We start from the raw sequence: 23,371 nt of genomic DNA, 5'->3' as shown, positions 1-23,371 counted from the left end.
GGCAATTGGTCGGCGCTTTCAGCCCTTCCGGGGATGGACGACGCCGAGTTCGCGCGCTGGGCAGACCTGCTCGAACGGCGCACGGGCGTCGTTGTGCCGCCGGCGAGGAAGCCCTTCCTCGTCACTGCGGTGCGCGGACGCATGCGCGAGACCGGCCATCTGCGCTTCGACGACTACTACCGCGACCTGCACCGCGTGCCGGAAGGGGCGATCGAGTGGACCACGCTGGTCGACCGCCTCACCGTGCACGAGACCCATTTCTTCCGCCATCCGCCGTCGTTCGACCTGATCGCCAGCGAATGGCTGCCGCGCCTGGTCAAGAGCGGCAGCCAGGGCGCGCTGCACGCCTGGAGCGTGGGCTGCTCCACCGGCGAGGAGGCATACACCCTGGCCATGGTGCTGGACCGCCATATCAGCGCGCTCAGCGACGCCCGCGTCTACTTCGGCGTGACCGCCACCGACGTGAGCCAGCCGGCGCTGGCGGTGGGCCGCTCGGGCCTGTATCCGCGCAACAAGTTCAATGAAATCCCGGCCGATTACCGCGAGCGCTATGCCGAGGAAATCGACGCCGATTCGTTCCAGGTGCGCGAAAGCCTGCGCAAGCGCGTCGGCTTCGCCCAGTTCAACCTGCTCGACGTGGCGCGTTCGCCGCTCAAGCGGCTCGATCTGATCTTTTGCCAGAATGTATTGATTTACTTTGCACGGGATCGCCGGCGCGAGCTGCTCGCGGCGTTGGCGGGATTGCTCAAGCCCGGCGGCATGCTGGTGCTGGGCGCCGGCGAAGTCACCAGCTTCGCCCATCCCACCCTGAGCCGCGTGCCGCACAAGCAAGCACTCGCCTTCCTGCGCAACCGTTGAGAGAAAAGCGCATGAGACTGCAAGACGACATCGACTTCACCACGCTCAACTGGGTCAAGCAGGAGCTGGACGAGACCCTGAAGCAGGCGCGCCAGGCGCTGGAGGCGTATGTCGACGATCCCGCCGACTCCAGCCTCATGCGCTTCTGCGCGACCTACCTGCACCAGGTGCAGGGCACCCTGCGCATGGTCGAGCTGTACGGCGCCTCGATGGTCGTGGAGGAGATGGAGCGCCTCGCCCAGACCCTGCTCGACGGCGAGATCCGGCAGAAGGACGAAGCCTATTCCGTGCTGATGCGCGGCATCGTGCAGCTGCCCGACTACCTGGAGCGCCTGCAGAGCGGCCACAAGGACATTCCCATCGTCCTGCTGCCGCTGCTCAACGACCTGCGCGCGGTGCGCGGCGAGGAACTGTTCTCCGAAAGCGTGCTGTTCTCGCCGGACCTTGGCCTGCCGCTGCCGGCCGCGGCCAACGGCGCGCCCCAGGCGCTGTCCGAGGGCGAACTCAAGCTCAGCGCCGGCCGTCTGCGCACGGCCTACCAGGTCTCGCTGCTGAAATGGCTGCGTGCGGCCGACCCGCGCGCGGAGACCGACAAGCTCATCGACCTGCTCACCCGCATCCAGGCCATCAGCCACGCGGTGGAACCGCGCCGGGTGTGGTGGATAGGCAGTTCCGTGCTCGAAGGCGTCGGCGTCGGCGCGATCGAGGCCAGCCCGGCGGTGAAGCTGCTGTTCGGCAAGATCGACCGCGAGATCAAGCGCCTGGTCGACAATGGCGAGGCCGCGTTCCAGGCCGCGCCGCCGCGCGAACTGCTGAAGAACCTTCTCTACTACGTCGCCCATGCCAACGGCGATTCGCCGCGCCTGGGCGCCGTGCGCCAGGCCTTCAAGCTGCAGTCGCTGCTGCCCAGCGAGAAGGAACTGGAACACGCCAAGGGCTCGATCTCCGGCCACAACCGCGCACTGCTCGACACCGTTTCCGCGGCGATCAAGGACGACCTGCTGCGCGTCAAGGAAGCGCTGGATATCTTCCTGCGCGCCCAGGGCAACGATCCGGCCGAACTCATGGCCCAGGTCGACGTGCTCGACCGCGTCGGCGACACGCTGGGCATGCTCGGCCTGGGCGTGCCGCGCCGCGTGGTGGTGGAACAGCGCGGCATCGTCGAGGAAATGGCCAACAAGACCCGTTCGCCGGACGAGAGCACCCTGCTCGACGTAGCCGGTGCGCTGCTCTATGTCGAAGCCTCGCTGGACGACCACATCGAACGCCTGGGCGCCGATACGCCGGAAGACACCGGCAGCGGCGGCATGGAACTGCCCAAGGCCGAAGTGCGCAAGATTCTCGACGCGCTGATGAAGGAGGCCACGACCAACCTGGCCCAGGCCAAGAACGACATCGTCGCCTTCATCGAATCGCCCTGGGATCACGCCAAGGTCGAGCAGATACCGCGCCTGCTGGAGGAAGTCTCCGGCGCGCTGCGCATGCTCGATCTGCAGCGTCCGTCCGAACTCATGCACGGCCTGGTGCGCTTCATCGAAGTCGAGCTGATGCGCTGGCGCCGCGTGCCCACGGCCGAGCAGATGGACAAGCTGGCCGACACCATCGCCTCGATCGAGTACTACCTCGAAGCCACCCGCGACCAGCGCGCCGGCCGCGAGAAGATCCTCGACGTCACCCGCGAGAGCCTCGAAGCCCTGGGCTACTGGCCCGTGCCCGAGGACGACGGCGATGCGCCGGAACCGCCGCCGCCGCCGCGTGCGCCGCTGCCGGACACCTCGGCCGGCCCGTCCGCGCCGACCGCCGCGCCGCTGGTCAGCAGCGCGCCCACGCCGCCGCCGGCGTCGCGTGGCGGCAGTGCCTTCAGCCTCGAACTCGAAACGCCGGCCGCGGCGGAGCCGGATCCGGTTGCGGCCGCCGCGGCGCCGCTGGCGCTGGATCCGATCGCTCCCGCCGAAGCGCGCGCGGCGGATCTGTCCATAGGCCAGTTCGTCTCCTTTGCCGAAACCCTGCCCGACGGCCGCGGCCCGGCTCCGCGCCAGGAACTGGATTTCAGCAGCAGCGCCGATTCCGACCTGCCCAGCGTCGAGATGGACCTGGGCAGCGATGTCGACGAATACATCGCCCGCCTGGGCCTGCCGGATGCCGGCGAGCCGGTGGTCGAGGAACTCACCCTGGCCGAGGTGGAACCCGACCAGGCCGAGCAGCCGCGCGAACTCGAAGTCGCGGTGGAGATCGCCCCGGGCCGCGCGCTGGACGACCTTGTCATCGGCGAGGCCTCCGTTGTCGTCGACGAAGCGCAGGACCTCACCGGCCTGCGCCTGACCGAGACCGAACCCACCCAACCGCCGCCGGCCGAAGTGCCGGCCGTCGCCGTCGCGCCGGTGTCGCCGGCGCCCGTGGTTCCGGCCGCGCCGCCGGCGCCGCGCTTCCGCACCATCGAGATCGAGGAAGAGATCGAGGAAGAAGTCGAGGACGACGCCGCGCCCGCCGGCGCCGACGCCAGCTTCCAGGCGGTCGCCTCCGACGATATCGACGAGGAAATCCGCGAAGTCTTCGTCGAGGAAGTGCAGGACGAGATCGAGAATCTCAACGTGCACATGCCGGTGTGGAAGGCCGACCTCAACGACTTCGAACGCCTCAAGCCGGTGCGCCGCTCGTTCCATACGCTCAAGGGCTCCGGCCGCCTGGTCGGCGCGATGGCGCTGGGCGAGTTCAGCTGGAAAGTCGAGAACATGCTCAACCGCGTGCTCGACAAGACCATCCAGCCCAATGTCGCGGTGATCACCCTGGTCGACCAGGCCGTGGCCGCGCTGCCGGAACTGCTGGCGGCGCTGCGCGGCGAAGGTGCGCCCACCTCCGACATCGCTGGCATCATGGCCGTGGCGGACAAGCTCATCGCCGGCGAGGAAGCCTTCCTCGCGCCGGCGCGCAAGCGCACCCGCCTGGTCAAGCGCAAGATCAAGCGCCTGGTCGAAGTGCCGGTGGAGGACGAACCCGTCGCCGCCGCGGCGCCGGAACCTGTAGCTGCGGTTGCCGCCGCCAGCGTGGTCGCCGCGCCGGTGGAACTGACCCGCACGCTGGATATCGAGCGCGAGATCGAATCCGCGCCGCCCGCGAACGAGATCGATGCCGACGCATTGCCGTCGTTCGGCCCGCTGCCGAACATCGATCCGGTGCTGTTCGACATCCTGCGCAGCGAAGTCAGCCAGCACCTCGCCGTGGTCGACGGCTTCGTCGACGGTTCCAGGCACCATCCACAGGTTGCAACCGATACCTTGCTGCGTTCCGTGCATACCCTGCATGGTGCGATCGCGATGGTCGACATCCCGGTGATCAGCCAGGTGCTGGCACCGCTGGAAGGCTATATCAAGCGTCTGCGCGCGCGCGACGCCGCGCCGGAACCCGCCGGCCTGGCCGTGCTGGCCGACGCCAGCACCCTGGTGCGCCATGTGATGCAGTCGCTGGAACGCGGCCAGCTGGAGCTGCCGCACTCGGAAACCCTGATCGAGCGTATCGTCGCCCTGCGCGACGACCTGCCCGAGCCGGAACTGGCGCATACCCTGTACGTACCCAGCGACGACGATTTCGACACGATCGAACTCGGCGGCAGCGCGGCCGCCGCGGATGCCGCGGGTGAGTCCGCGCCGGCGGCCGAGGCGGTCAGTGCGCTGGCCGGGCTGGCGCTGGAATCCAATGTGGAAGACGCCGCGCCCGACGCGGCGGTACAGGAACCGGCCCGCGCCGAAATCACCTTCGACCTGCCGGCCGCGGCCGATGCCGCGCCGCAGGAGTCGTCCGGCGCCGAGTTCACGTTCGACATTCCGGCCGCGTCCGAAGCAGCGCCGCAGCAGCCGACAGGCGCCGAATTCACCTTCGACATTCCGGCCGCGGTCGAGGAAATCTCCCTGGCGGAGCCGGTAGCGGAAACGCTCGATACGCTGGAGCCGGCCTCCATCGAGATCAGCGCCGAACCCGTTTCCGCGCTGGACCTGGATTTCGACGGAGCCGCGGCCCAGGACGACGGCGCCGTCTCCATTCCGCTGGAGGACGAACTCAGCATCGCCCTGGACGGCGATTTCGTCAGCGACATCCCCAGCGCCGCGGTCAGCCCCGGCAATGCCGACGACGCCTCGCTGCAGATCGAGGAACTGTCGCTGGAAGACCTGGCCCAGTTCGATTTCCCCGGCCTCAAGGATGCGGCGGAAACGCCGGACGAATCCGTCAGCCTGAGCCTGGCCGGGCCGGCCCCGGCCGACGATGCGTTGATGCTGGACAGCCTGTTCTCCAGCGACGAGCAGGCCGAGTTCGATGCCATGCTCGCCGGTGTCGCGCCGGCTGAAAGCAGCCCCGTGATCGCCAGCGGCCTGGCCGACATTCCGCTTGCCGGCGGCGCCGATCTTTCCGCCGAAGCCAGCGAACTCGATGCGCTGCTGGCCAGCGCCGCGGCCGAGGAAGCTGCCGAAGCCGCCCGCGCCGCGCAGGAAGCCGCCCGCGCCCGCGCCGAGGCCGAACGCGAAGCCGCCGCCCTGGCCGAAGCCGAAGCGCGCGCCGAGCGCGAACGCGCCGAAGCCGAAGCCCAGGCCGCGCGCGCCGAAGCCGAGGCCGCCGAACAGGCCCGCGCCGAGGCCGCCGCCCGCGCCGAACGCGAACAGGCCGAAGCGCAGGCCCAGGCCGAACGCGCCGCGGCCGAAGCCGCCCAGCGTGCCGCCGCCGAAGCGGCCGAGCGTGCCCGCGCCGAAGCCGCCGCGGCGAGCCAGGCGGCGCAGCGCGATATCGTGCTGCCGCCCATCGCCGAGGATCCGCAGCCGGAAGGCAAGCTCGATCTGCCCGATATGGACGAGGACCTGCTCGAAATCTTCGTGCAGGAAGGCAGCGACATCCTGGATCACTCCGACGGCCTGATCGCGCGCCTGCGCGAAGCGCCGCACGACCGCGACATCGTCACCGGCATACAGCGCGACCTGCACACGCTCAAGGGCGGTGCGCGCATGGCCGGCCTGGCGCCGATCGGCGATCTCTCGCACACCATGGAATCGCTGCTGGAGGCCATTTCCGAAGGCCGCCGCAGCATGGACCGCGCCACGGTCGAATCCTTCGAGCGCGGCTTCGACCGCCTGCACGCCCTGGTCCAGCGCATCGCCAAGCGCCAGGCCATCGCCATGCCGGAGAACGCCATCGCGCGCTTCGAGGCGCTGGTCTCCGGCGACCTGTCCGGTCAGCTCGGCCCGGCCGGGGGCGATGCGTCCGCGGCGCCGGTCGCGGAAGCGCCGGCCGCACCCGCCGCACCGGCGCCGGTGGAAGCCGCGCGCGCACCGGCCAGGCCCGCCGCGCCGGCGCGTCCGGGCGCGCTGCCGCCGGTCGAGGACGACGAGCCGCGTCCGGCCCAGGAAATGATCCGCGTACGTTCGGACCTGCTCGACTCGCTGGTGAACTACGCCGGCGAAGTGTCGATCTATCGCTCGCGCCTGGAACAGCAGGTCACCACCTTCCGTTTCAACCTGGTCGAATTTGAACAGACGGTCGCCCGCCTGCGCGAACAGCTGCGCAAGCTGGAAATGGAAACCGAAGCGCAGATCATCGCGCGCTACCAGCGCGAGCATCACGAACCCGGCGAGACCGTGTTCGATCCGCTGGAACTGGACCGCTTCTCCCAGCTGCAGCAGCTCTCGCGCGCACTCGGCGAGTCCGTGTCGGACCTGGTCTCGATTCAGAACCTGCTCGACGACCTCACGCGCCAGTCGGAAACCCTGCTGCTGCAGCAGTCGCGCGTCAGCTCGGACCTGCAGGAAGGCCTCATGCGCACGCGCATGGTGCCGTTCGATTCGCTGGTGCCCAGCCTGCGCCGCACCGTGCGCCAGGCGGCGCAGGAAATCGGCAAGCGCGCCCAGCTCAAGGTCGAAGGCGCCCAGGGCGAAATGGACCGCAACCTGCTCGAACGCATGAAGGCGCCGTTCGAGCACATGCTGCGCAATGCCCTGGCCCACGGCATCGAATCGCCGGAAGAGCGCTCGCGCAACAACAAGAACCCGGAAGGCACGGTCACCATCCAGGTCAGCCGCGAAGCGACCGAAGTGGTGCTGCGCGTGTCCGACGACGGCCGCGGCATGGACCGCGACGCGATCCGGCGCAAGGCCATCGAACGCGGCCTGCTCAATGCCGAAGCGCAGCTGTCCGACCGCGACCTCTACGCTTTCATCCTGGAAACCGGCTTCTCCACCGCCGAGCAGGTCACCCAGCTCGCCGGCCGCGGCGTCGGCATGGACGTGGTGCACAACGAGATCAAGCAGCTCGGCGGCGGCCTCACCATCGATTCCGAACGCGGCAAGGGCTCAGTCTTCACCATCCGCCTGCCGTTCACCCTGGCGGTCACCCAGGCCATCCTGGTGCGCCTGGGCGAAGCCACCTACGCGATTCCGATGTCCTCGGTGCAGGGCGTGGTGCGCATAGGCCGCGAGGACCTGGAGCGCCGTCTCGCCACGGCCAACCCGGTCTACGCCTACGCCGGTGAAGAATTCCACATCTACGAACTGGCGCAGTTGCTCAACGTGCCGGTGCCGCGCCTGGCCGACGAAGCCCAGGTGCCGCTGCTGATGACCCGCACCGGCGACCAGCGCGCCGCAGTGCGCATCGACGGCGTGGTCGGCTCGCGCGAAGTCGTGGTGAAGTCGGTCGGTCCGCAGATCAGCTCGGTCGCCGGCATCTTCGGCGCCACCATCATGGGCGACGGATCGGTGGTGATGATTCTCGACCTCGCCCCGCTGGTGCGCCGCTACGTCGCCCTGCGCGCGGCCAGCGTCGAAGCCGGCGTGGATATCGCCACGCTCGCGCCGCAACCCGTTGCACCGCCGGTGGAGGAACGCCGCCAGCCGCTGGTCATGGTGGTCGACGACTCCATCACCATGCGCAAGGTCACCACGCGCGTGCTGGAACGCAACGACATGGACGTGATCACGGCGAAGGACGGCCTGGACGCAGTCGAGAAGCTGCAGGACAAGGTGCCCGACCTGATGCTGCTCGACATCGAGATGCCGCGCATGGACGGCTACGAACTCGCCACCTACATGAAGAACGACCCGCGTCTCAGGCTGGTGCCGATCATCATGATCACCTCGCGTACCGGCGAGAAGCACCGCCAGCGCGCGCTGGAAATCGGCGTCGAGCGCTACCTCGGCAAGCCGTACCAGGAAGTCGATCTGCTTCGCAATGTGCAGGAAACCTTGAGGTTGAGCCGTGCCTAAATCTGTCGATCGTGACGAGGCGGTCAGCGTTGCGCTGCTCTATCAGACCAGCCAGCTCGAAGGCCACCTCAAGGATGCGCTGAAAGAGCTGGGCGCCGCCGTCGTCTACGAGGCCCTGACCGCGCAGATGGACCGCGATGCGCTCGAAGGCTCGGGCGCCCATGTCGTCATCGTGAACCTGGATCCGGAGATCGAGTCGCACCTGGACGAGGTCTACGACCTGCTCGACGACGAGCGCTACAACGTCGTGTTCAACGACGCCCAGGTCAGCTCGGAACTGTCCGGCTGGGAACAGGCGCGCTGGTCGCGCCATCTCGCCGCCAAGATCATGGGTCGGCCCGAAGTGGCCGATCCGCCGCGTCCGCCCGGTGCGGAAGCACCGCCGTCGCCGGCACAGAAGATTGCCCGCAGCATTCCCGACGCAGCCCAGCCGCAGCCGCCCAGCGCCACCTTCGCGCCGGACGCCGCGGCCGCCGCGCTGTTCGGCGGCGAGAGCGGCCTGTCCGATGCGCTGGACGCGCTGTTTGCGCCGGAACCGCCGGCGGCCAGATCCGCCGCCGCACCGCCGGCCGCCGCGGCGCCCGCCGCCGGCTTCGGCTTCGATCTGGATGAATTGCTCGGCCCCGCCGCCGCACCGCCGGCTGTCGAGCCGCCGGCTGCCGCGCCGTCCCCGGCGGCCGTGACGCTGGAACTGCCGCAGCCGCCGGCCGCGGCCGCAGCAGCCGCCAAGGCCGACGCCTTCGATTTCGACTTCGATCTCGCTCCGGCACCCGCCGCCCCGGCGGCAAGGGCCGATCTCGACCTGGACCTGGATCTGGATTCGCTCGGCCCGCCGGCACCGGCCGCCGCGGCCAGCAGCGACTTCGGCCTGGATCTGGACCTCGACGCCGCACCGCCGGCGGCGACCAATCCCGAATCGCTGGATTTCGATTTCGACCTCGGCTCGCTGGACCTGCCGCCGCCCTCGGTCACCGCACCGCCGGCGCGCAGCGCAGCGCAGGATGCCGCCGCGGACTTCGGCTTCTCCGAAAGCGACTTCGGCACCGATCCCTTCGGCGGCATCGAGGCGGCACTGGATCCCGGCAGCATCAAGCCGGCGATGGGCGACGACACCGAGCCGGATTTCAGCTTCGGTGCCGAACTCGACGCCATGTTCGGCTCCACCCCGGCCGCACCGCCGGTGCAGGAAGAGAAGCTGGTCGATTTCGACGCCACCTTCGCCGGCGGCGCCGCCTCCGCGGCGGCCGACGAATTCGCCGCCAAGGTGCCGACCGCACGCGAGGCCCAGCCCGCCGCGCCCCGGCGCGAGGCGGCAGCCGAGGGCGGGCGCACGTTCGACCTGTCCAAGTTTTCGCTGGAACCGATCAGCGACGAGGACGCCGCGCCGGCCGCGGACGCGGGCAAACCCGAGGTGGCCAAGGTGCAGAAGGTGTCGGCCGAAGATTTCCTCTCCGGCGGCAACTGGACGCTGGAGGAAGTGGTCGAATCCGATCCGGACGAAGCCGCGCCGGCCGCGCCCGCCGCACCCGCCGTCGACAAGGTCGCCGCCCAGGACTACCTCGCGCCCGAGGGCGGCGATGCGAGCAAGTTCGATTTCGATACCACGCTCAAGCTCGACCTGATCCCGATGGAGGAAGCTGTCGCGCCGCAGGAATCGCGGGCGGACTTCTTCGTCGAGCACCGCCTGGACGGCTCGGCGGTGGCCAAGCCCATCCGCCGCGTGATCGTGCTGGGCGCTTCCATCGGCGGTCCCGAGGCCGTGCGCGAATACCTCGCCGCGTTGCCCGCGCGCTTCCCGGCCCTGTTCGTGCTGGCCCAGCACATGGGCGCGGAGTTCCTCGAACTGATGGCCTCGCAGCTGGCCAAGGCCACGCCGCTGACCGTGCGCGCGCCCGGCCACGGCGATCGCGTCAGCCATGGCGAAGTGCTGGTCGTGCCGACCACGCACCGCCTGCTGGTCGACGCCGACGGCGTGATCCAGCTGGCCCATCTGCCGGAGGCTTCGCCGTACACCCCGTCCATAGACCTGGTGCTGCGCGATATCGCCGACCGCTTCGAGGGCGCCGCCACCGCGATCATCTTCTCCGGCATGGCCCATGACGCCATCGAGGGCGCCAAGCACCTCGCCGGCAAGGGCGGCCAGATCTGGGTGCAGGATCCGGACACCTGCGTCATCAGCTCCATGGTCGACGGCGCCCGCGATGCCGGCATCGTCACCTTCACCGGCTCGCCCGCCGAGCTGGCCAAACAAACCATCGCCGCCATCGGCAAGGCCTGACGACCATGATGGAAACTCCCCGCGAAATCCGTGGCGTACTCATCCCTATCACCAACGGCCGCGTGCTGCTGCCCAATGCGACCGTGGCCGAGGTCATCACCTTTGCCAATGTGGAAAAGATTGCCAATGCGCCGGAGTGGATCCTGGGGCGGCTGTCCTGGCGCGGCTGGCGCCTGCCGCTGTTCTCCTTCGCCATTCTTTCCGGGCTCACCCACGAAGAGGGCTCCACCGGTGCCCGCGTCGCGGTGCTGAAGGCCATTGGCGGCCACGCCAAGATGCCGTTCATCGCAATGCTGACGCAGGGCTTCCCGCGCCTGACCACGGTCAGCCAGGAACTGCTGATTCCGACCGGCGACGAGCATCATCATCCGCAGGGGGTCAGGGCGCAGGTGCTGGTGCGGGATGACCAGGCGGTGATTCCGGACTTGAACCAGATCGAGATGTTGATGGCGGAGGCGCTGGCAGCCTAGGACGGTTGGCCCGGGAGCGCAGTTTATTCGGCGTGTCGGGAGCTTGGGGTGTGGGCTGGGCGTCGTTTGGTGCTTGTTTTTGAAGCAGCGCGCTTAGGGCGCGAGTTGGGCGATGGTGCCCTGGTGAGGCGGCGCACATCCTTGTGCGCAGAAGCGAAGGCAAAAGCAGCGACAGCTGCACGGGCCGCAGCGGCGGGAAAGTCACAGCGTTATTGATTGCTGGTTTCAGGGCCGGAGTTTCGGCTCGTGCCTGATCTGGGCTGAGGTCGATCTGTGCTGAAACCGGAGTGGGCGTGCTGATTTGCGCCGCTGCATCCGGTGGCCGCCGAAATGCCTACGAATCCCCGGCGTCGACCCTCTCTCCCAAGCTTGCTTGGGGGAGGGCTGGGTGAGGGGCGACGCTTCAGTCGCGTGGGATTTCGATGTTCGCCGGCTCTTCGTGTGTTGAAGATTTCGGCGAAAATCCAATGGCGAGGCGGGTTGGTCGTCGCCCCTCACCCCAGCTCTCTCCCCCAAGCGGGCTGGGGGGAGAGGGAGCTTCCGTTTTTTCTCGAACAAATCCGGCAATTCCACTTGCCGGAAGCCCCGGCTTCCGCCGCACAGTCCCTGCGAACCCGAACCCGAACCCGTACCCGTACCGGAACCCAAATCCCCTCAGACAAAATCCCCGGCCACCGTCTGCAGCGCCGCGATCGCCGCCAGCCCGGCAGTTTCGGTGCGCAGGATGCGCGGACCCAGGCGCAGGCCGCGGAAGCCGGCGTTGCGGGCTACGGCGATGTCGTGGTCGGAAAGGCCGCCTTCGGGGCCGATCAACAGCAGGGCGCCGCGGGGCAGGGGGCCGATAGCGCGTGGGCCGGCTTCGGCTTCGGGCAGCAGGGCGAAGCGGGCGTCGGTGTCGGCTTGGGTGAGGCTGGCGCAGTAGTGCATCAGTTTCTGCGGGGCGAGGATTTCCGGCAGCACGTTGCGGCCGCATTGTTCGCAGGCGGAGGCGATGACCTGGGTCCAGTGGGCCAGGCGGCGGCTGCCGCGTTCCTCGTCCAGGCGGACTTCGGTGCGTTCGGTGACGACGGGGACTATGCGCGCGACGCCGAGTTCGGTCGCTTTCTGCAGGATCCAGTCCATCTTTTCGCCGCGGGCCACGCCTTGCACCAGGGTCAGCGGCAGCGGTGATTCGAGCGAGACCTCACGCCGCGCGCCGACTTCGGCGGTGACGCCGCGCTTGGCCAGCGCGGCCAGGCGGGCGTCGTATTCGGCGCCGTCGCCGTTGAACAGGACCAGTGGGTGGCCGGCTTCCAGGCGCAGCACGCGGGCCAGATGTTCGCCGGCCTGTTCCGGCAATTGCAGGACGTCGCCGGCATGCAGCGGAACGGGGACGTGGATGCGGGGAATGCGCATGGGAAAGGAATTTCACGAACGGCCTGCCATTGTCAGTGCGGTCCGGCGGCTTTGGCAAATACGCTGCAGCGGTGCGGTTTCACTGCACGCTGACCAGCTCCGGCGGCGCGGCGGGCTGTGCGGTTACCGGGTTCGATGCGCAGCCGTGCGGGCAGGCATCACGCGGTCGTCGTGCTTCCGTATTGCCGGAAACGAATCCGGTCGCCAGGTCCCCGCAGCAAGCGGAGAAACAGGCTGAATTTCAACGCCTGTCCGGATGAGCGGCAGTCCTGGCCGCGGGTCCGGCTTCAACCTGCCCGCGCCAATCCCTGCAAGGGCGGAATCGCCCGTCCCGTCAATCGTCCCAGCAAAAACGGCCGCTGCGTTGCTGCAGCAGCCGGGAAAAAACGAGTCGGATTTCAATACGGGATTCAGTGCACCGCGGCCGCCGCCGCCGGCCTGGCATGCGCCTGCCTGGCGTCGGCCTGCCCGGCCAGCGCACGCTCCAGCACTGCATCGATCTGCGCGCGCGTGATGGTCTCGCCGTTGCCGGCTTTGTCGGCGAGGTCGAACAGTGCCTCGAAGCGAGGGCGCTCGTCCAGCATATGGGCAAGATCGTATTCGCGCCGCTGCTGCGCCGCATCGGCCCAGGCCTTGCGCACTTCGGCCCAGAAGGCAGCGGTCTTCTGCCAGTAGACGCGGCCGGGTGAAAAATCCACCTTGTCGGTGCGTTCGTAGCTGTTGATGCCGACTTCGCGTACCAGCGCGGTGACCTTGCCGTCGGCGGACAGTTCCAGCTTCTGGTTGTCCTGCTCGTGCATCCAGCCGCCGGGCGTCAAGGTATGGCGGTTGATCGCGCCCAGTACCTGGTAGTCGTTGCGCTTGGTGTATTCGCGCCGCGGCAGGGGACGCCAGGTGAAGTCCGAAGTCCAGGCGTCGATGCCGTTGGCGTGGGTCCAGCGGCCGACGCCGGCGTAGCGCGGCGCGTCATCCACTTCGTAGACCGACTGCGCCCAGGCGCCGCGGGCCTGTTCCGCAGGCACGGCCTGCAGGGCGAAATGCTTGTTGCCGCGGAAGGCCAGGATCTCGCGCGGCTGGTATTGCCAGTCCTGGCGCCAGTGCTTGATGACCATGGCGTCCTTGCCGCTGCCGGCGACCAGGATGTGCTGCAGGGCGATGAAGTCGCCGCGGTCCTCGGCCACGAACACGTATTCATCGCCGCCGGAGCGTTGCGGCGCCTTGGGCTTGTAGCCGGGCTTGAGCGCCAGGGTTTCGTCGAAGGCGAACTTGACGCGGAAATCGCCGACCATAGCCAGAATGCTGCGGCGGTCGCAGTCGAAGGCCTGTTCCGGCGTTGCCGGCGCGTCCTGGCACGGGCGCTGGTAAGCGGCCGGTGCCGGCGTGGCCGGTGCCAGCCCGGTCAGCGCCGGCGCGCGCTTGGTAGCGCCGGCGGCGCAGGCGCTGGTCAGGGCGGCGACCAGCAGTATCGAAAAATGTCGCATTGTAGTTTTCTCCAGTATCTGGCTCAGTCGAAGCTCAGCTTGATGCCGGCGCTGGCGGCGCGGCCGGGGGCGCTGTAGCGGTCGATGGCGGGAATGGCGCCGAGGCTGCGCACGCTGTTCCATTCCCAGTAGCGCTTGTCGGCGATGTTGGTCACGCCCAGGTAGACGGTCAGGTTGTCCAGCGCGGCGTAGTTCAAATAGGCATCGACCACGCCGTAGCCCGGCGCGGCAAAGGCCGTGCCGCTGGCGGCCGGGGCCAGGCGCGTCTTCTCGCGGGCGAAGCTGCCGAGGATCTCGGCGCTCCAGTTTTCCGCCTCGTAAGCCAGGCCGAGCACACCCTTGACCGGCTCTATGCTGCTGAGCGGCACGTTGCGCACACGGTCGTCGCCGCGGGCGCTGGCGACGGCGGCGCGGATCTCGAAGCCTTCCAGCGCTGCGCTGAAATGCCCCAGGCGCAACGCGGCGCCGGCTTCCACGCCGCGGATGTCGACGCGGCCTATGTTCTGCGACTGGAACAGCATCAGCCCGGTGGCGGGATCGGTGCCGACATTGACCAGGGATTCGATGAAGTCGCGATACCGGTTGCGATAGGCCGCGACCGAGGCATAACCGGCGTCGCCGTCCACGCGCAGGCCGACCTCGACGCCGCGGCTGGTCTCGGGCTTGAGATCCGGATTGGGCAGGGCGGTATAGCCGAACTGCAGGTTGGTGAAACCGACATTGATGTCGCTGTAGGGCGGTGCGCGGAAGCCGGTGGTGTACTGGCCGTACAGACGCCAGCGGCCGGCGATGTTCCAGATCGCGGCGAACTTGGGCGAGAAATGGCCGCTGTCCAGCTGCACCGGCTTCACGCCGGGGTTGTCGGCGTTGAACACCGCGTCATTGCGCGGATCGATTTCAAAGCGGTCGTAGCGCAGCGCCGGCACCAAGTGCAGGCGGCCGTCGAGCAGGCGGATGTCGTCCTGGGCGAACACGGCGTAGCGGCGGGTGTCGGTGAGCGGGAAATCGCGCACCGGGAACACGTCGGGCGAGACCACATTGCTGACCGCGCCGGTGGTCAGGTTGCGCTGGAAGCCGTCGCGCTGCTCGCGGATGCGGCCGCCGGCGTATTCCAGGCCGTAGGCCAAGGTGTGCGTGGCGGTGCCGGCGGCGATTTCCTTGTGCGCCAGTGCCTCGACGCCGTTCTCGCGCTGCTCGTACTCGAAGCGGCGGTAGCGGGCGATGGGATTGACCGGCGCGCCGTTGGCGAAGCCGGAGCGGTCCTCGTAGGTGTCCTGGCGGGTTTCGCTGGTCTGCACGTAGGCGCGCCATGCCAGCGTGTCGGCGAAGCCGCCGTCCCAGCGGTATTTCTGGTCGAAGGACAGGCGCGCGCGTTCCTTGCGGTCGTCCGCGTCCAGGCGCGTATACAGCTGCGGCGCACCGCCCACGCTGCGCAGGCCGAGCTGATCCAGCGCATTGGTGAGGGAATCGTTGCGTGCTGCGTCCAGCGTCACGCGGGAGAAATTCTGCGCGTCGCCGTAGACGTACTTGGCCAGCAGCGCGTTGCTGTCGGTTTCCTGCGGATTGGGCCGGGTGCGCATGCTGCCCAATGAATCGCGCTCGCCGCGATTGTCCAGCGCGCGGCCGTCGCGGTGGGTGAGCACGGCGAGGAAGCCGTGTTGGCCGCTTTGCAGCGCGCCGGTAACGCTTTCGGTGGACTGGCGATCGGCGCTGTCGTACAGCGCCTTGATGCCCAGATGCGTGCCGTCGGCACCCCGGGTGTAGTCGACCGGGTCCTTGGTGACGAAGCTGACCACGCCGCCCAGCGCATCCGAGCCCTGCAGGGCCGAAGCCGCGCCGCGCACGATTTCCACGCGCTTGAGCGTGTCCAGATCGACGAAGTCGCGCCCGGCATTGGAAAAGCTGCCGATGGCGAAGGCGTCCGGCGCGCTGACGCCGTCGACTTCGATGCGCACGCGGTTGCCGTCCAGGCCGCGGATGGAGAAGCCGCTGAGGCCGAAGCGCCCGCCGCCGGTCACGCTGATGCCGGGCTCGTAGCGCACCAGGTCGCGCAGATCCTGGTTGAGGCGCCGGTCCATGTCTTCGCGCAGCAGCACGGTGGTTTCGGCGGCGACATCCTTGACCGCCTGGGCGGCCAGCGTGGCCGAGACGATGATGCGTTCGAGCTGGTCGTAGGTTTCCGCGGCGGGGGCGGGCGCCGGCGCGGGAGCGGCCCGGGCGGCGGAAACGGCAAGTGCGCCTGCGATGGCAAGCGAAAGACGGGTAAGCGGCATAGAGCGGTCAGCCTGTGCGTGCGAATGAACGCGGCTGGCAGGCATCCTGGGATGACCGGCTGGCTATGCGGATGGAGAGGTCAAAGTTTCGTTAATGATAATCATTCTTGATTGCGAGTCAAACGGATGTTGGAGCGTGCCAGGCAGCAGATGGCCGCGCCGGTACACAGCGCCGCCTATTCCGTCGCGCGATCGATCCCTGCCGCAGCCACCGCCACCATGGCGTCGATCTGCTCCGGCGTAATCACGTACGGCGGCATGAAATAAACCACATTGCCCAAAGGCCGCAGCAGCATGCCGTGTTCCAGGCCGTGGCGGTACACGCGCAGGCCGCGGCGTTCCTCAGCCGGGTACGGTTCGCGTGTGCGCCTGTCGCGCACCAGCTCCACCGCGGCGATCAGGCCGCACTGGCGCACGTCGGCTATCTGCGGGTGCGCGCGCAGCGGTTCCAGCGTGCGCGCCAGATGGGCGGCCAGTTCGCGGTTGCGCTGCAGTATGGGTTCGTCGCGGAACACGCCCAGGGTGGCCAGCGCCGCGCGGCAGGCCAGGGCGTTGCCGGTATAGCTGTGCGAATGCAGGAAGGCCTTGCCGCTGCGGTATTCGGCGTAGAAGGCGGCGTAGACATCCTGCGTGGTCAGCACCGCCGACAGCGGCAGCATGCCGCCGGTGAGTCCCTTGGACAGGCAGAGAAAATCCGGTGTGATGCCGCCTTGCTCGCAGGCGAACAAGGTGCCGGTGCGGCCGAAGCCGACGGCGATCTCGTCGGCGATCAGATGGACCTCGAATTCGTCGCACAGCGCGCGCAGGCCGCTCAGGTAGTCCGGGTGGTACATGCGCATGCCGGCGGCGCATTGCACCAGCGGCTCTACGATCACTGCGCAGGTCTGCGCGGCGTGTTGTTGCAGCAATTGGCGCAATTCGCCCAGGCGGCGCGCGGCGACGTCGGCCGCGCTTTCGCCGGGTTCGGCTGCGTAGGCGTCGGGCGAGGGCGTGAAGACCGGCTGCAGCAGCAGCGGCGCGTAGGTGTCGCGGTACAGCGCGACATCGGTGACCGACAGCGCACCCAGTGTCTCGCCGTGGTAACTGCCGCTGAGCGCGATGAAGCGCTGCTTGGCGCCGCGGCCCTGGTTGCGCCAGTAGTGGAAACTCATCTTCAGCGCGACTTCGACCGCGGCCGAGCCGTTGTCGGCGTAGAACACGCGCGCCAGCCCCGGCGGCGCGATGCGCAGCAGTTCCTCGGCCAGTTCCAGCGCGGGTTCGTGGGTGAAGCCGGCCAGCATGACGTGGTCCAGCGTATCCAGCTGCTCCTTCAGCGCCGCGACCAGGCGCGGATGGCGGTGGCCGAAGATGTTGGTCCACCAGGAGCTGACCGCATCCAGGTAGCGGCGGCCGTCGGCGTCGTACAGCCACACGCCTTCGGCGCGCACGATCGGCAGCAGCGGCAGGGTTTCGTGGTCGTGCATCTGGGTGCAGGGATGCCAGAGCACGGCGAGGTCGCGCGCGGCCAGCGCGGCGTTGGAGCGGGGCAGGGAGGATGACATGGCTTTGCTATGATCGGCGACGATTTCGTCCCGCCGCAAGCAAAGGCCCCGCATGACCTGCGCCAGAACCGCGTCCCGCCCCACCGCCGCCCTGTCGCGCGGCTTCACCCTGATCGAAGTGCTGGTCGTGGTGGTGATCCTCGCCATCCTCGCCGCCGTGGTGGTGCCGCGGGTGATGGAGCATCCGGGCGAGGCCCGCGTGGCCCGCGCCAAGGCCGACATCCAGGCCATAGGCACGGCACTGAACACCTACAAGCTGGACAACTTCGTCTATCCCGCCACCGAGCAGGGCCTGGAAGCCCTGGTGAGCAAGCCCAGCGGCGCGCCGGAAGCGCCGAACTGGCGCAAGGGCGGTTACCTCGATGGCGTGCCCAAGGATCCCTGGGGCCGTCCCTATCTCTATCTGCAGCCCGGCGCACACGGCGAAATGGACGTCTATACCCTGGGCGCCGACGGCAAGACCGGCGGCGAAGGCGAAGCCGCCGACCTGGGTAACTGGAAGAACTGAACACCATGGCTCCGCGGCGCCGGCCGCCATCGCCGCGCGGCTTCACCCTGATCGAGATTCTGGTCGTGGTGGTGATCCTGGCCGTGCTCGCCGCGGCGGTCAGCATCGCGCTGTCCGGCGCCGGCGGCGAACGCCAGCTGGAGCGCGAGGCGGAACGCCTGCAGGCCCTGCTGGGCTATGCCTGCGAACACGCCGAGATCGGCGGCAAGCCGGTGGGGCTGAGCCTGGTCGAGGACGGGTACCTGTTTGCCCAGCCCGGCCCGCCCAGCCAGGCCAATAGCGAAACCTGGAAAACCTTCGACAAGGGCGAACTGCGCCGGCGCGAATGGCCGCGCAACCTGCGCGCCGAACTCAGCCGCGACGGCCGGCGCGTGGAAATCACGCCGCAGCCGCCGGAGCGGCCGCAGATCGTCTGCTTCGCCTCGGGCGAGCTGACTCCGTTCCGGCTGGAACTGGGCCTGCCCGATCTCAACCTGCGCTGGCGCCTGGAACTGGCCGCCGACGGCAGCGTCACACGGGAGCGGCGCGATGCTTCGCGCTGAATCACGGCGCCGGCCGCGCCGCGCTGCGCCGGCCGAGCGCAGCGGCCGCGGTTTCACCTTGCTCGAAGTGCTGATCGCGCTGGTTGTGCTCAGCCTGGCGCTGACCGCGCTGGTGCATGCGGCCAGCGTCAGCACACGCGATTTCAGCGGCCTGCGCGAGCGCAGCTACGCCGGCTGGATCGCCGCCAACGTGCTCAGCGAGACGCGGCTCAAGGAACGCCTGCCCGAGGCGGGACGCCGCGACGGCCAGCTCAACTACGCCGGCCGGCCCTGGTTCTGGCGGCTGCAGATTTCCACCACGCAGGATGCGCAGATCCGCCGCCTCGACGTGCAGGTCTATACCGACGCCCAGCGCAGCGATCCGGTCGCCCAGCTCAGCGGCTTCACCGGCGACAGCATCGCGCCATGAGGCCGGCGGCGCGCGCGCGGGGCTTCACCCTGGTCGAGGTACTGGTCGCCACGGCGGTGTTCGCGATCATGTCGGCGCTGGCCTGGGGCGGGCTGAACGCGGTGATCCGCGCGCGCGCCGCGCTGGTCGCCGAGCAGCAGGATTTCAGCCGCACCCTGCGCGCCGTCGGCGCGCTGGAGCGCGATCTGCAGGCCGCGGTGGCGCGGCCCGTGCGCGGCAACTACGGCGAAACCCTGCCGGCGCTGCGCGGCGACGGCGATCATCTGGAACTGACCCGGCTGGGCTATGCCAGTCCGCTGATCGAGGCGCGCTCGGCGCTGGAGCGCGTGATCTACCAGCAGGACGGCAAGACCCTCAAGCGCGGCCGTTTCGCCGTGCTCGACCGCGCCGCCGGCAGCCTGCCCGAGTTCAGCGAGCTGCGCGACCGCCTGCGCCGTTTCCAGCTGCGCTACATGGACGCCCAGGGCAACTGGCTGGAAGCCTGGCCGCGCCGCGACGATGCGCCCGAAGCGCTGCCGCGGGCGGTGGAGTTCCGCCTCGACATCGACGGCGTGGGCGAGATCCGCCGCCTGATCGAGCTGCCGTCTTCCGCCGTACAGGCGGCCAACTGATGCGCCGCGCCCAGTCCGGCGTCGCCCTGGTCATCGCCCTGCTGGTGGTGGCGCTGGCCACGGTGCTGATCGCCGGCCTGCTCGACCGCGGCGAACTGGCCGCGGCGCGCACGCGCAACCTGCTGCGCACCGAGCAGGCCGATGCCTATGCGCGCGGCCTGGAGCAATACGCCGCGCGCGTGCTGCTGCGCGACGCCGAACAGGGCGGCGGCGACAACAACAGCGATATCTGGGCCAATCCGCTGCCGCCTACGCCGGTGCCCGGCGGCCGCATCACCGCCCAGCTGCGCGACCAGAACGGCTGCTTCAATCTCAACAACCTGGTCTCCGGCGACAGCAGCCAGCCCGAGTGGCGTGCGCGCTTCAGCCGCCTGCTGACGGCGCTGCGGCTGGATCCGACCCTGACCGAAGTAGTGGTCGACTGGATCGACAAGGACGGCGAGCCCGGCGGCAGCGGCGGCCATGGCAGCGGCGCCGAGGATGGCGTCTACGCCGGCGCGCTGCCGGCCTACCGGGCGGCCAACCGCCAGTTCAGCCATGTCTCCGAGCTGCGCCTGCTGCAGGGCTTCGACAGCCGCGTCTACGCCGCGCTGCAGCCGCATGTGTGCGCGCTGCCGCCGCGCAGCCTGCTCAATGTGAACACCGCCAGCATTCCGGTGCTGCAGTCGCTGGACGCGCGCATCACCGAGGAAATGGCGCGGCGCCTGTGGAACGACGGCCAGGCGCGCTGGAGCAACGTGATGGAGTTCAAGCAGGAGCTGGCCAAGCTGATCCCGCTGCAGCCCACGCTGGACCTGGGCCTGGGCACTGAAAGCGACTACTTCGTCGCCCGCGGCGAGATCGAGCTGGACGGGCTGGTATTCCATCCGACCAGCCTGATCGAGCGCGGCCAGCGCGGCGTGCGGGTGCTGCAGCGGGCGCGTGGGGAGTAGGAGCTGGAATTGGGGATTCGGGATCCGCGACGGCGCGAGCGACGTGGCGCGCTGGTCGGAGCGGTTGTCCCTTGGGGCTGACTCCGGAGTAGTGAGCCTGGAGTGGTGCGCCCGGAGCGGCTGCGCAATCTGTGAGCGCGCCGACATTCCGGCGGCTTGTCGCGAATCCTCAGTCTCGAATCCCCGATCCCACGCCTAGGCTACAATCCCGCGATCCCCTTCGCCCCTGGCCGTATGTCGCAACGTCTGCTGATTCGCCTGCAAACCTCCGGGCGCCATACCTGGCTGGCGCCGGGCGCCAGCGCCGCCACGGCGGGGCTGCCCACCGCCCAGGCACTGGCGCGGGCGCAGCAGGTCATCGTGCTGGTGCCGGCCACCGAAGTGGTGCTGCTGGAGGCGCCGGCGGTCAGCCGCAACCGCGCCCAGCTGATGAAGGCCGTGCCCTACGCGCTGGAAGACCAGCTCGCCCAGCCGGTGGAAGAACTGCATTTCGCCCTGGCCGCGCGCGTGGACGGGCCTACCGTCGGCGTGGCCGCGGTGGCGCGGCGCCGGCTCAAGAGCTGGCTGGAAGAACTGGCCGCGGCCGGCGTCCACCCCGATGTACTGTTTCCCGAATCGCTGGCCCTGCCGTTGGGCCATCTGCTGATCGAAAGCGGCAATGCCCAGTTGCGCCTGGGGCCCTGGCGCGCCGCGGCGATGGAGCCGGACCTGCTGGCCGAATGGCTGGAGTTCGCCGACGACGGCAACCTGCCCGAGATCGAAGTCTTCGATACCCGCTTCCAGCCGCCGCAGGCGCTGCCGCTGGCTCCGCGCGCCTATCACGAGCGCCAGGGCGATGCGCTGGTGCTGCTGGCGCGCGGCCTGGACACGGAGCTGCCGCTGAACCTGCTGCAGGGCGAATACGCCCCGCGCCACCGCAGCGCACCGGCGGCGCGCTGGTGGCGGCTGGCCGCGCTGGCCGGCGCCGGCGTGCTGCTGCTGGCCTTCGCCCAGCTGTTGCTGGAACGCCAGGTGCTGGCCGGCGAGTCGGCGCGGCTGGAGGCAGCCATGCGCAACGTGCTGGTGCAGAGTTTTCCGGAAATGGAAAAAGTCGCGGGCGATCCGCCGGCGCTGATGAAGAGTGCGCTGGCGCGCCTGGGCGGCGGCGAGTCCAGCGGCGGCCTGCTGCGCACCCTGGGTCAGATCGCGCCGGTGCTGGGTTCGACTACGCGCCTGACCACGCGCGGCATGGAATTCCGCAACGGTGTGCTGGAGCTGGCGGTGACTGCGCCCGACGTGCCCACGCTGGATTCTTTGCGCGAACGCCTGGCTACCTTGCCGGGCCTGAAAGTGGAGCTGACGGCGGCCAATCCCGGCCAGAACGGCGTGGACGGGCGCATGCGCCTGAGCGGGGCCACGCCATGATGCGGGCCTGGTGGAATGCGCGCGAGCCGCGCGAACGGCAGGTGCTGCTGATCGGCGGCGTGCTCAGCGCGGTGCTGCTGGTCTGGGCGCTAGTGTGGCATCCGCTGCAGCGCTCGCGCGCCGAGCTGCGCGTGCGGGTGGAATCCCAGCGCAGCGACCTGGAGCAGATGCGCAGCGACGCCGCGCGCGTGGTGCAACTGCGCGGCCAGGGCGCGCGCGCCAAGGTGGAGCGCCAGGGCAAGTCGCTGCTGGCGCTGGCCGACGCCACCGCGCGCGGCGCCCAGCTGGCCAACGAACTGCGCCGCGTGGAGCCGGTCGGCCCCAAGAGCGTGCGCGTGAGCTTTGAAGGCGCGTCCTTCGACGCCGTCGCCGACTGGCTGGAAGGCCTGGCGCGCGATTTCGGCGTGGTCGCGACGGATTTCTCCGCCGACCGCGCCGAGGGCGACGGCCGGGTCAACGCCCGCGTAACACTGGAAGAGCCATGATCGGCGGGTTCGCCGCGCGGCGCGGCCCGGCGCGGGAATTTGCCGGCAATGCGATGATGTTGCCGAATCCACAAACCGGCAAATGGGTAGCGTGCATGCTGTCTGCGCGCCGCACCGCCGCAGCCCCGGCGCCCGACACGAATCCCCAATCCTCCATCCCGAATTTCCCATGAAACTGCTACGCCGCCTGTTCCTGCTGCTGCTCGTCCTCGCTGCCATCGGCGGCATAGTCGCCTGGACCTTGCCGGCCGACCTGGCCTTGCGCTGGTTCAAGCCCGACCTGGGGCCGCTGCAGCTGTCCGGTGTGTCCGGCACGGTGTGGAAGGGACGCGCCGCCTCGGTGTCGGCCTTCAATACATCGCTGGGCGCGCTGGATTGGTCGGTGCAGAAGACGCCGCTGCTGCTGCGCCAGGTTGCCGCGCGCGTGGGCCTGAGCGGCGGCGCGATCCGCGTGGACGGCGATCTCACCCGCGACAGCGACGGCAGCGTGCTGGTGCGCGCGATGGACTTCGCCTTCCCGGCCGAGCTGGCCGCACCGGCGCTGGATATTCCCTCGCTCAAGCTGCACGGCCGCATCGAAGGCCGCCTGGACGAGGCGCGGCTTGCCGCCGGCTGGGTCAGCGGCGCGCGTGGCACGGCGCGCTGGCGCGAGGCGGCGGTCAGCGGCGAGGCCGAGGCGCGCCTGGGCGAGATGATCGCTGAATTCGCCTCCCAGCCCGACGGCAGCATCGCCGGCACGGTCAAGGACGACGGCAGCAGCAATCTGGAGATCGCCGGCCAGTTCACCGTGCAGTCCGGCCAGTTCAACGCCACCGCGCGCCTGGTCGCGCGCAACAACGATCCGCAGGTCACCGAGGCGCTGCGCTATATCGGCGAGATCCAGCCCGACGGCAGCAGCCTGCTCAAGATCCACGGCCAGCTGTTCAAGCTGTTCTGAGGTCGCTAC

17 protein-coding genes are annotated in these 23,371 nt (G+C 69.3%); 13 read left to right on the top strand and 4 right to left on the bottom strand.

Features of this window, described 5'->3' with window-relative positions; all coding sequences use genetic code 11:
• Positions 1-33: 33 nt before the first annotated feature.
• Genes NM961_RS10825 through NM961_RS10810 form a run of 4 tightly spaced genes read left to right on the top strand, consistent with a single transcriptional unit; the run spans position 34 to position 10,844 of the window.
• Complete coding sequence (locus tag NM961_RS10825) at positions 34-858, top strand: CheR family methyltransferase (protein WP_255914293.1); 825 nt, start codon at positions 34-36, stop codon at positions 856-858.
• Between the two features lie 11 nt (positions 859-869).
• A complete protein-coding gene (locus tag NM961_RS10820) occupies positions 870-8,096 on the top strand; it encodes a hybrid sensor histidine kinase/response regulator (RefSeq protein ID WP_255914292.1) in 7,227 nt (2,408 codons plus the stop codon).
• Positions 8,089-10,374, top strand: coding sequence for a chemotaxis protein CheB (locus NM961_RS24155; protein ID WP_255914291.1), 2,286 nt, complete (start codon positions 8,089-8,091; stop codon positions 10,372-10,374). The genes NM961_RS10820 and NM961_RS24155 overlap by 8 nt, the downstream gene beginning before the upstream one ends.
• An 8-nt stretch (positions 10,375-10,382) precedes the next feature.
• Entirely contained in the window at positions 10,383-10,844 is a 462-nt protein-coding gene (locus NM961_RS10810) for a chemotaxis protein CheW (protein ID WP_343231912.1), read from the top strand.
• A gap of 654 nt (positions 10,845-11,498) precedes the next feature.
• Here NM961_RS10810 and NM961_RS10805 read toward each other — a convergent pair.
• From NM961_RS10805 to NM961_RS10790, 4 genes are all read right to left on the bottom strand, one after another.
• Positions 11,499-12,239 carry a 16S rRNA (uracil(1498)-N(3))-methyltransferase gene (locus NM961_RS10805; RefSeq protein ID WP_255914289.1) on the bottom strand — a complete coding sequence of 247 codons (741 nt, stop codon included), beginning with the start codon at positions 12,237-12,239 and terminating at the stop codon, positions 11,499-11,501.
• A gap of 410 nt (positions 12,240-12,649) precedes the next feature.
• Positions 12,650-13,720, bottom strand: coding sequence for a DUF6607 family protein (locus NM961_RS10800; RefSeq protein WP_255914287.1), 1,071 nt, complete (start codon positions 13,718-13,720; stop codon positions 12,650-12,652).
• Positions 13,721-13,743: 23 nt separating this feature from the next.
• On the bottom strand, positions 13,744-15,993 hold the full coding sequence (locus NM961_RS10795; RefSeq protein ID WP_255914286.1) for a TonB-dependent hemoglobin/transferrin/lactoferrin family receptor: 2,250 nt from the start codon (positions 15,991-15,993) through the stop codon (positions 13,744-13,746).
• A gap of 176 nt (positions 15,994-16,169) precedes the next feature.
• The gene (locus tag NM961_RS10790; RefSeq protein ID WP_255914285.1) at positions 16,170-17,534 is read right to left on the bottom strand and encodes an adenosylmethionine--8-amino-7-oxononanoate transaminase; all 1,365 of its coding nucleotides are present in this window, start codon (positions 17,532-17,534) and stop codon (positions 16,170-16,172) included.
• Positions 17,535-17,586: 52 nt separating this feature from the next.
• On the opposite strand from NM961_RS10790, the gene gspG reads away from it, so the two are divergent.
• From gspG to NM961_RS10745, 9 genes are all read left to right on the top strand, one after another.
• On the top strand, positions 17,587-18,042 hold the full coding sequence (gene gspG, locus NM961_RS10785; RefSeq protein ID WP_255914284.1) for a type II secretion system major pseudopilin GspG: 456 nt from the start codon (positions 17,587-17,589) through the stop codon (positions 18,040-18,042).
• Positions 18,043-18,047: 5 nt separating this feature from the next.
• Positions 18,048-18,584, top strand: coding sequence for a type II secretion system minor pseudopilin GspH (gspH, locus tag NM961_RS10780; RefSeq protein WP_255914283.1), 537 nt, complete (start codon positions 18,048-18,050; stop codon positions 18,582-18,584).
• Positions 18,571-18,993 carry a type II secretion system minor pseudopilin GspI gene (gene gspI / locus NM961_RS10775; protein WP_255914282.1) on the top strand — a complete coding sequence of 141 codons (423 nt, stop codon included), beginning with the start codon at positions 18,571-18,573 and terminating at the stop codon, positions 18,991-18,993. The genes gspH and gspI overlap by 14 nt, the downstream gene beginning before the upstream one ends.
• Positions 18,990-19,604 carry a type II secretion system minor pseudopilin GspJ gene (gene gspJ / locus NM961_RS10770; protein WP_255914279.1) on the top strand — a complete coding sequence of 205 codons (615 nt, stop codon included), beginning with the start codon at positions 18,990-18,992 and terminating at the stop codon, positions 19,602-19,604. Before gspI ends, gspJ begins: the two co-directional genes overlap by 4 nt.
• On the top strand, positions 19,604-20,536 hold the full coding sequence (gene gspK / locus NM961_RS10765) for a type II secretion system minor pseudopilin GspK (protein ID WP_255914277.1): 933 nt from the start codon (positions 19,604-19,606) through the stop codon (positions 20,534-20,536). The genes gspJ and gspK overlap by 1 nt, the downstream gene beginning before the upstream one ends.
• Before the next feature lie 234 nt (positions 20,537-20,770).
• Positions 20,771-21,940, top strand: a complete 1,170-nt coding sequence (gene gspL / locus NM961_RS10760; RefSeq protein ID WP_255914274.1) for a type II secretion system protein GspL — start codon at positions 20,771-20,773, stop codon at positions 21,938-21,940.
• Positions 21,937-22,425 carry a type II secretion system protein M gene (locus NM961_RS10755; protein ID WP_255914271.1) on the top strand — a complete coding sequence of 163 codons (489 nt, stop codon included), beginning with the start codon at positions 21,937-21,939 and terminating at the stop codon, positions 22,423-22,425. Before gspL ends, NM961_RS10755 begins: the two co-directional genes overlap by 4 nt.
• Complete coding sequence (locus tag NM961_RS10750) at positions 22,422-22,598, top strand: hypothetical protein (protein WP_255914270.1); 177 nt, start codon at positions 22,422-22,424, stop codon at positions 22,596-22,598. The genes NM961_RS10755 and NM961_RS10750 overlap by 4 nt, the downstream gene beginning before the upstream one ends.
• Positions 22,595-23,362, top strand: a complete 768-nt coding sequence (locus tag NM961_RS10745) for a type II secretion system protein N (RefSeq protein ID WP_255914269.1) — start codon at positions 22,595-22,597, stop codon at positions 23,360-23,362. Before NM961_RS10750 ends, NM961_RS10745 begins: the two co-directional genes overlap by 4 nt.
• Positions 23,363-23,371 lie beyond the last annotated feature (9 nt).

The organism is Tahibacter harae, assembly GCF_024437735.1.
Lineage (GTDB): Bacteria > Pseudomonadota > Gammaproteobacteria > Xanthomonadales > Rhodanobacteraceae > Tahibacter > Tahibacter harae.
Note: the sequence above shows the minus strand (reverse complement) of the source record. Positions and strands in the feature narration are given on the sequence as shown.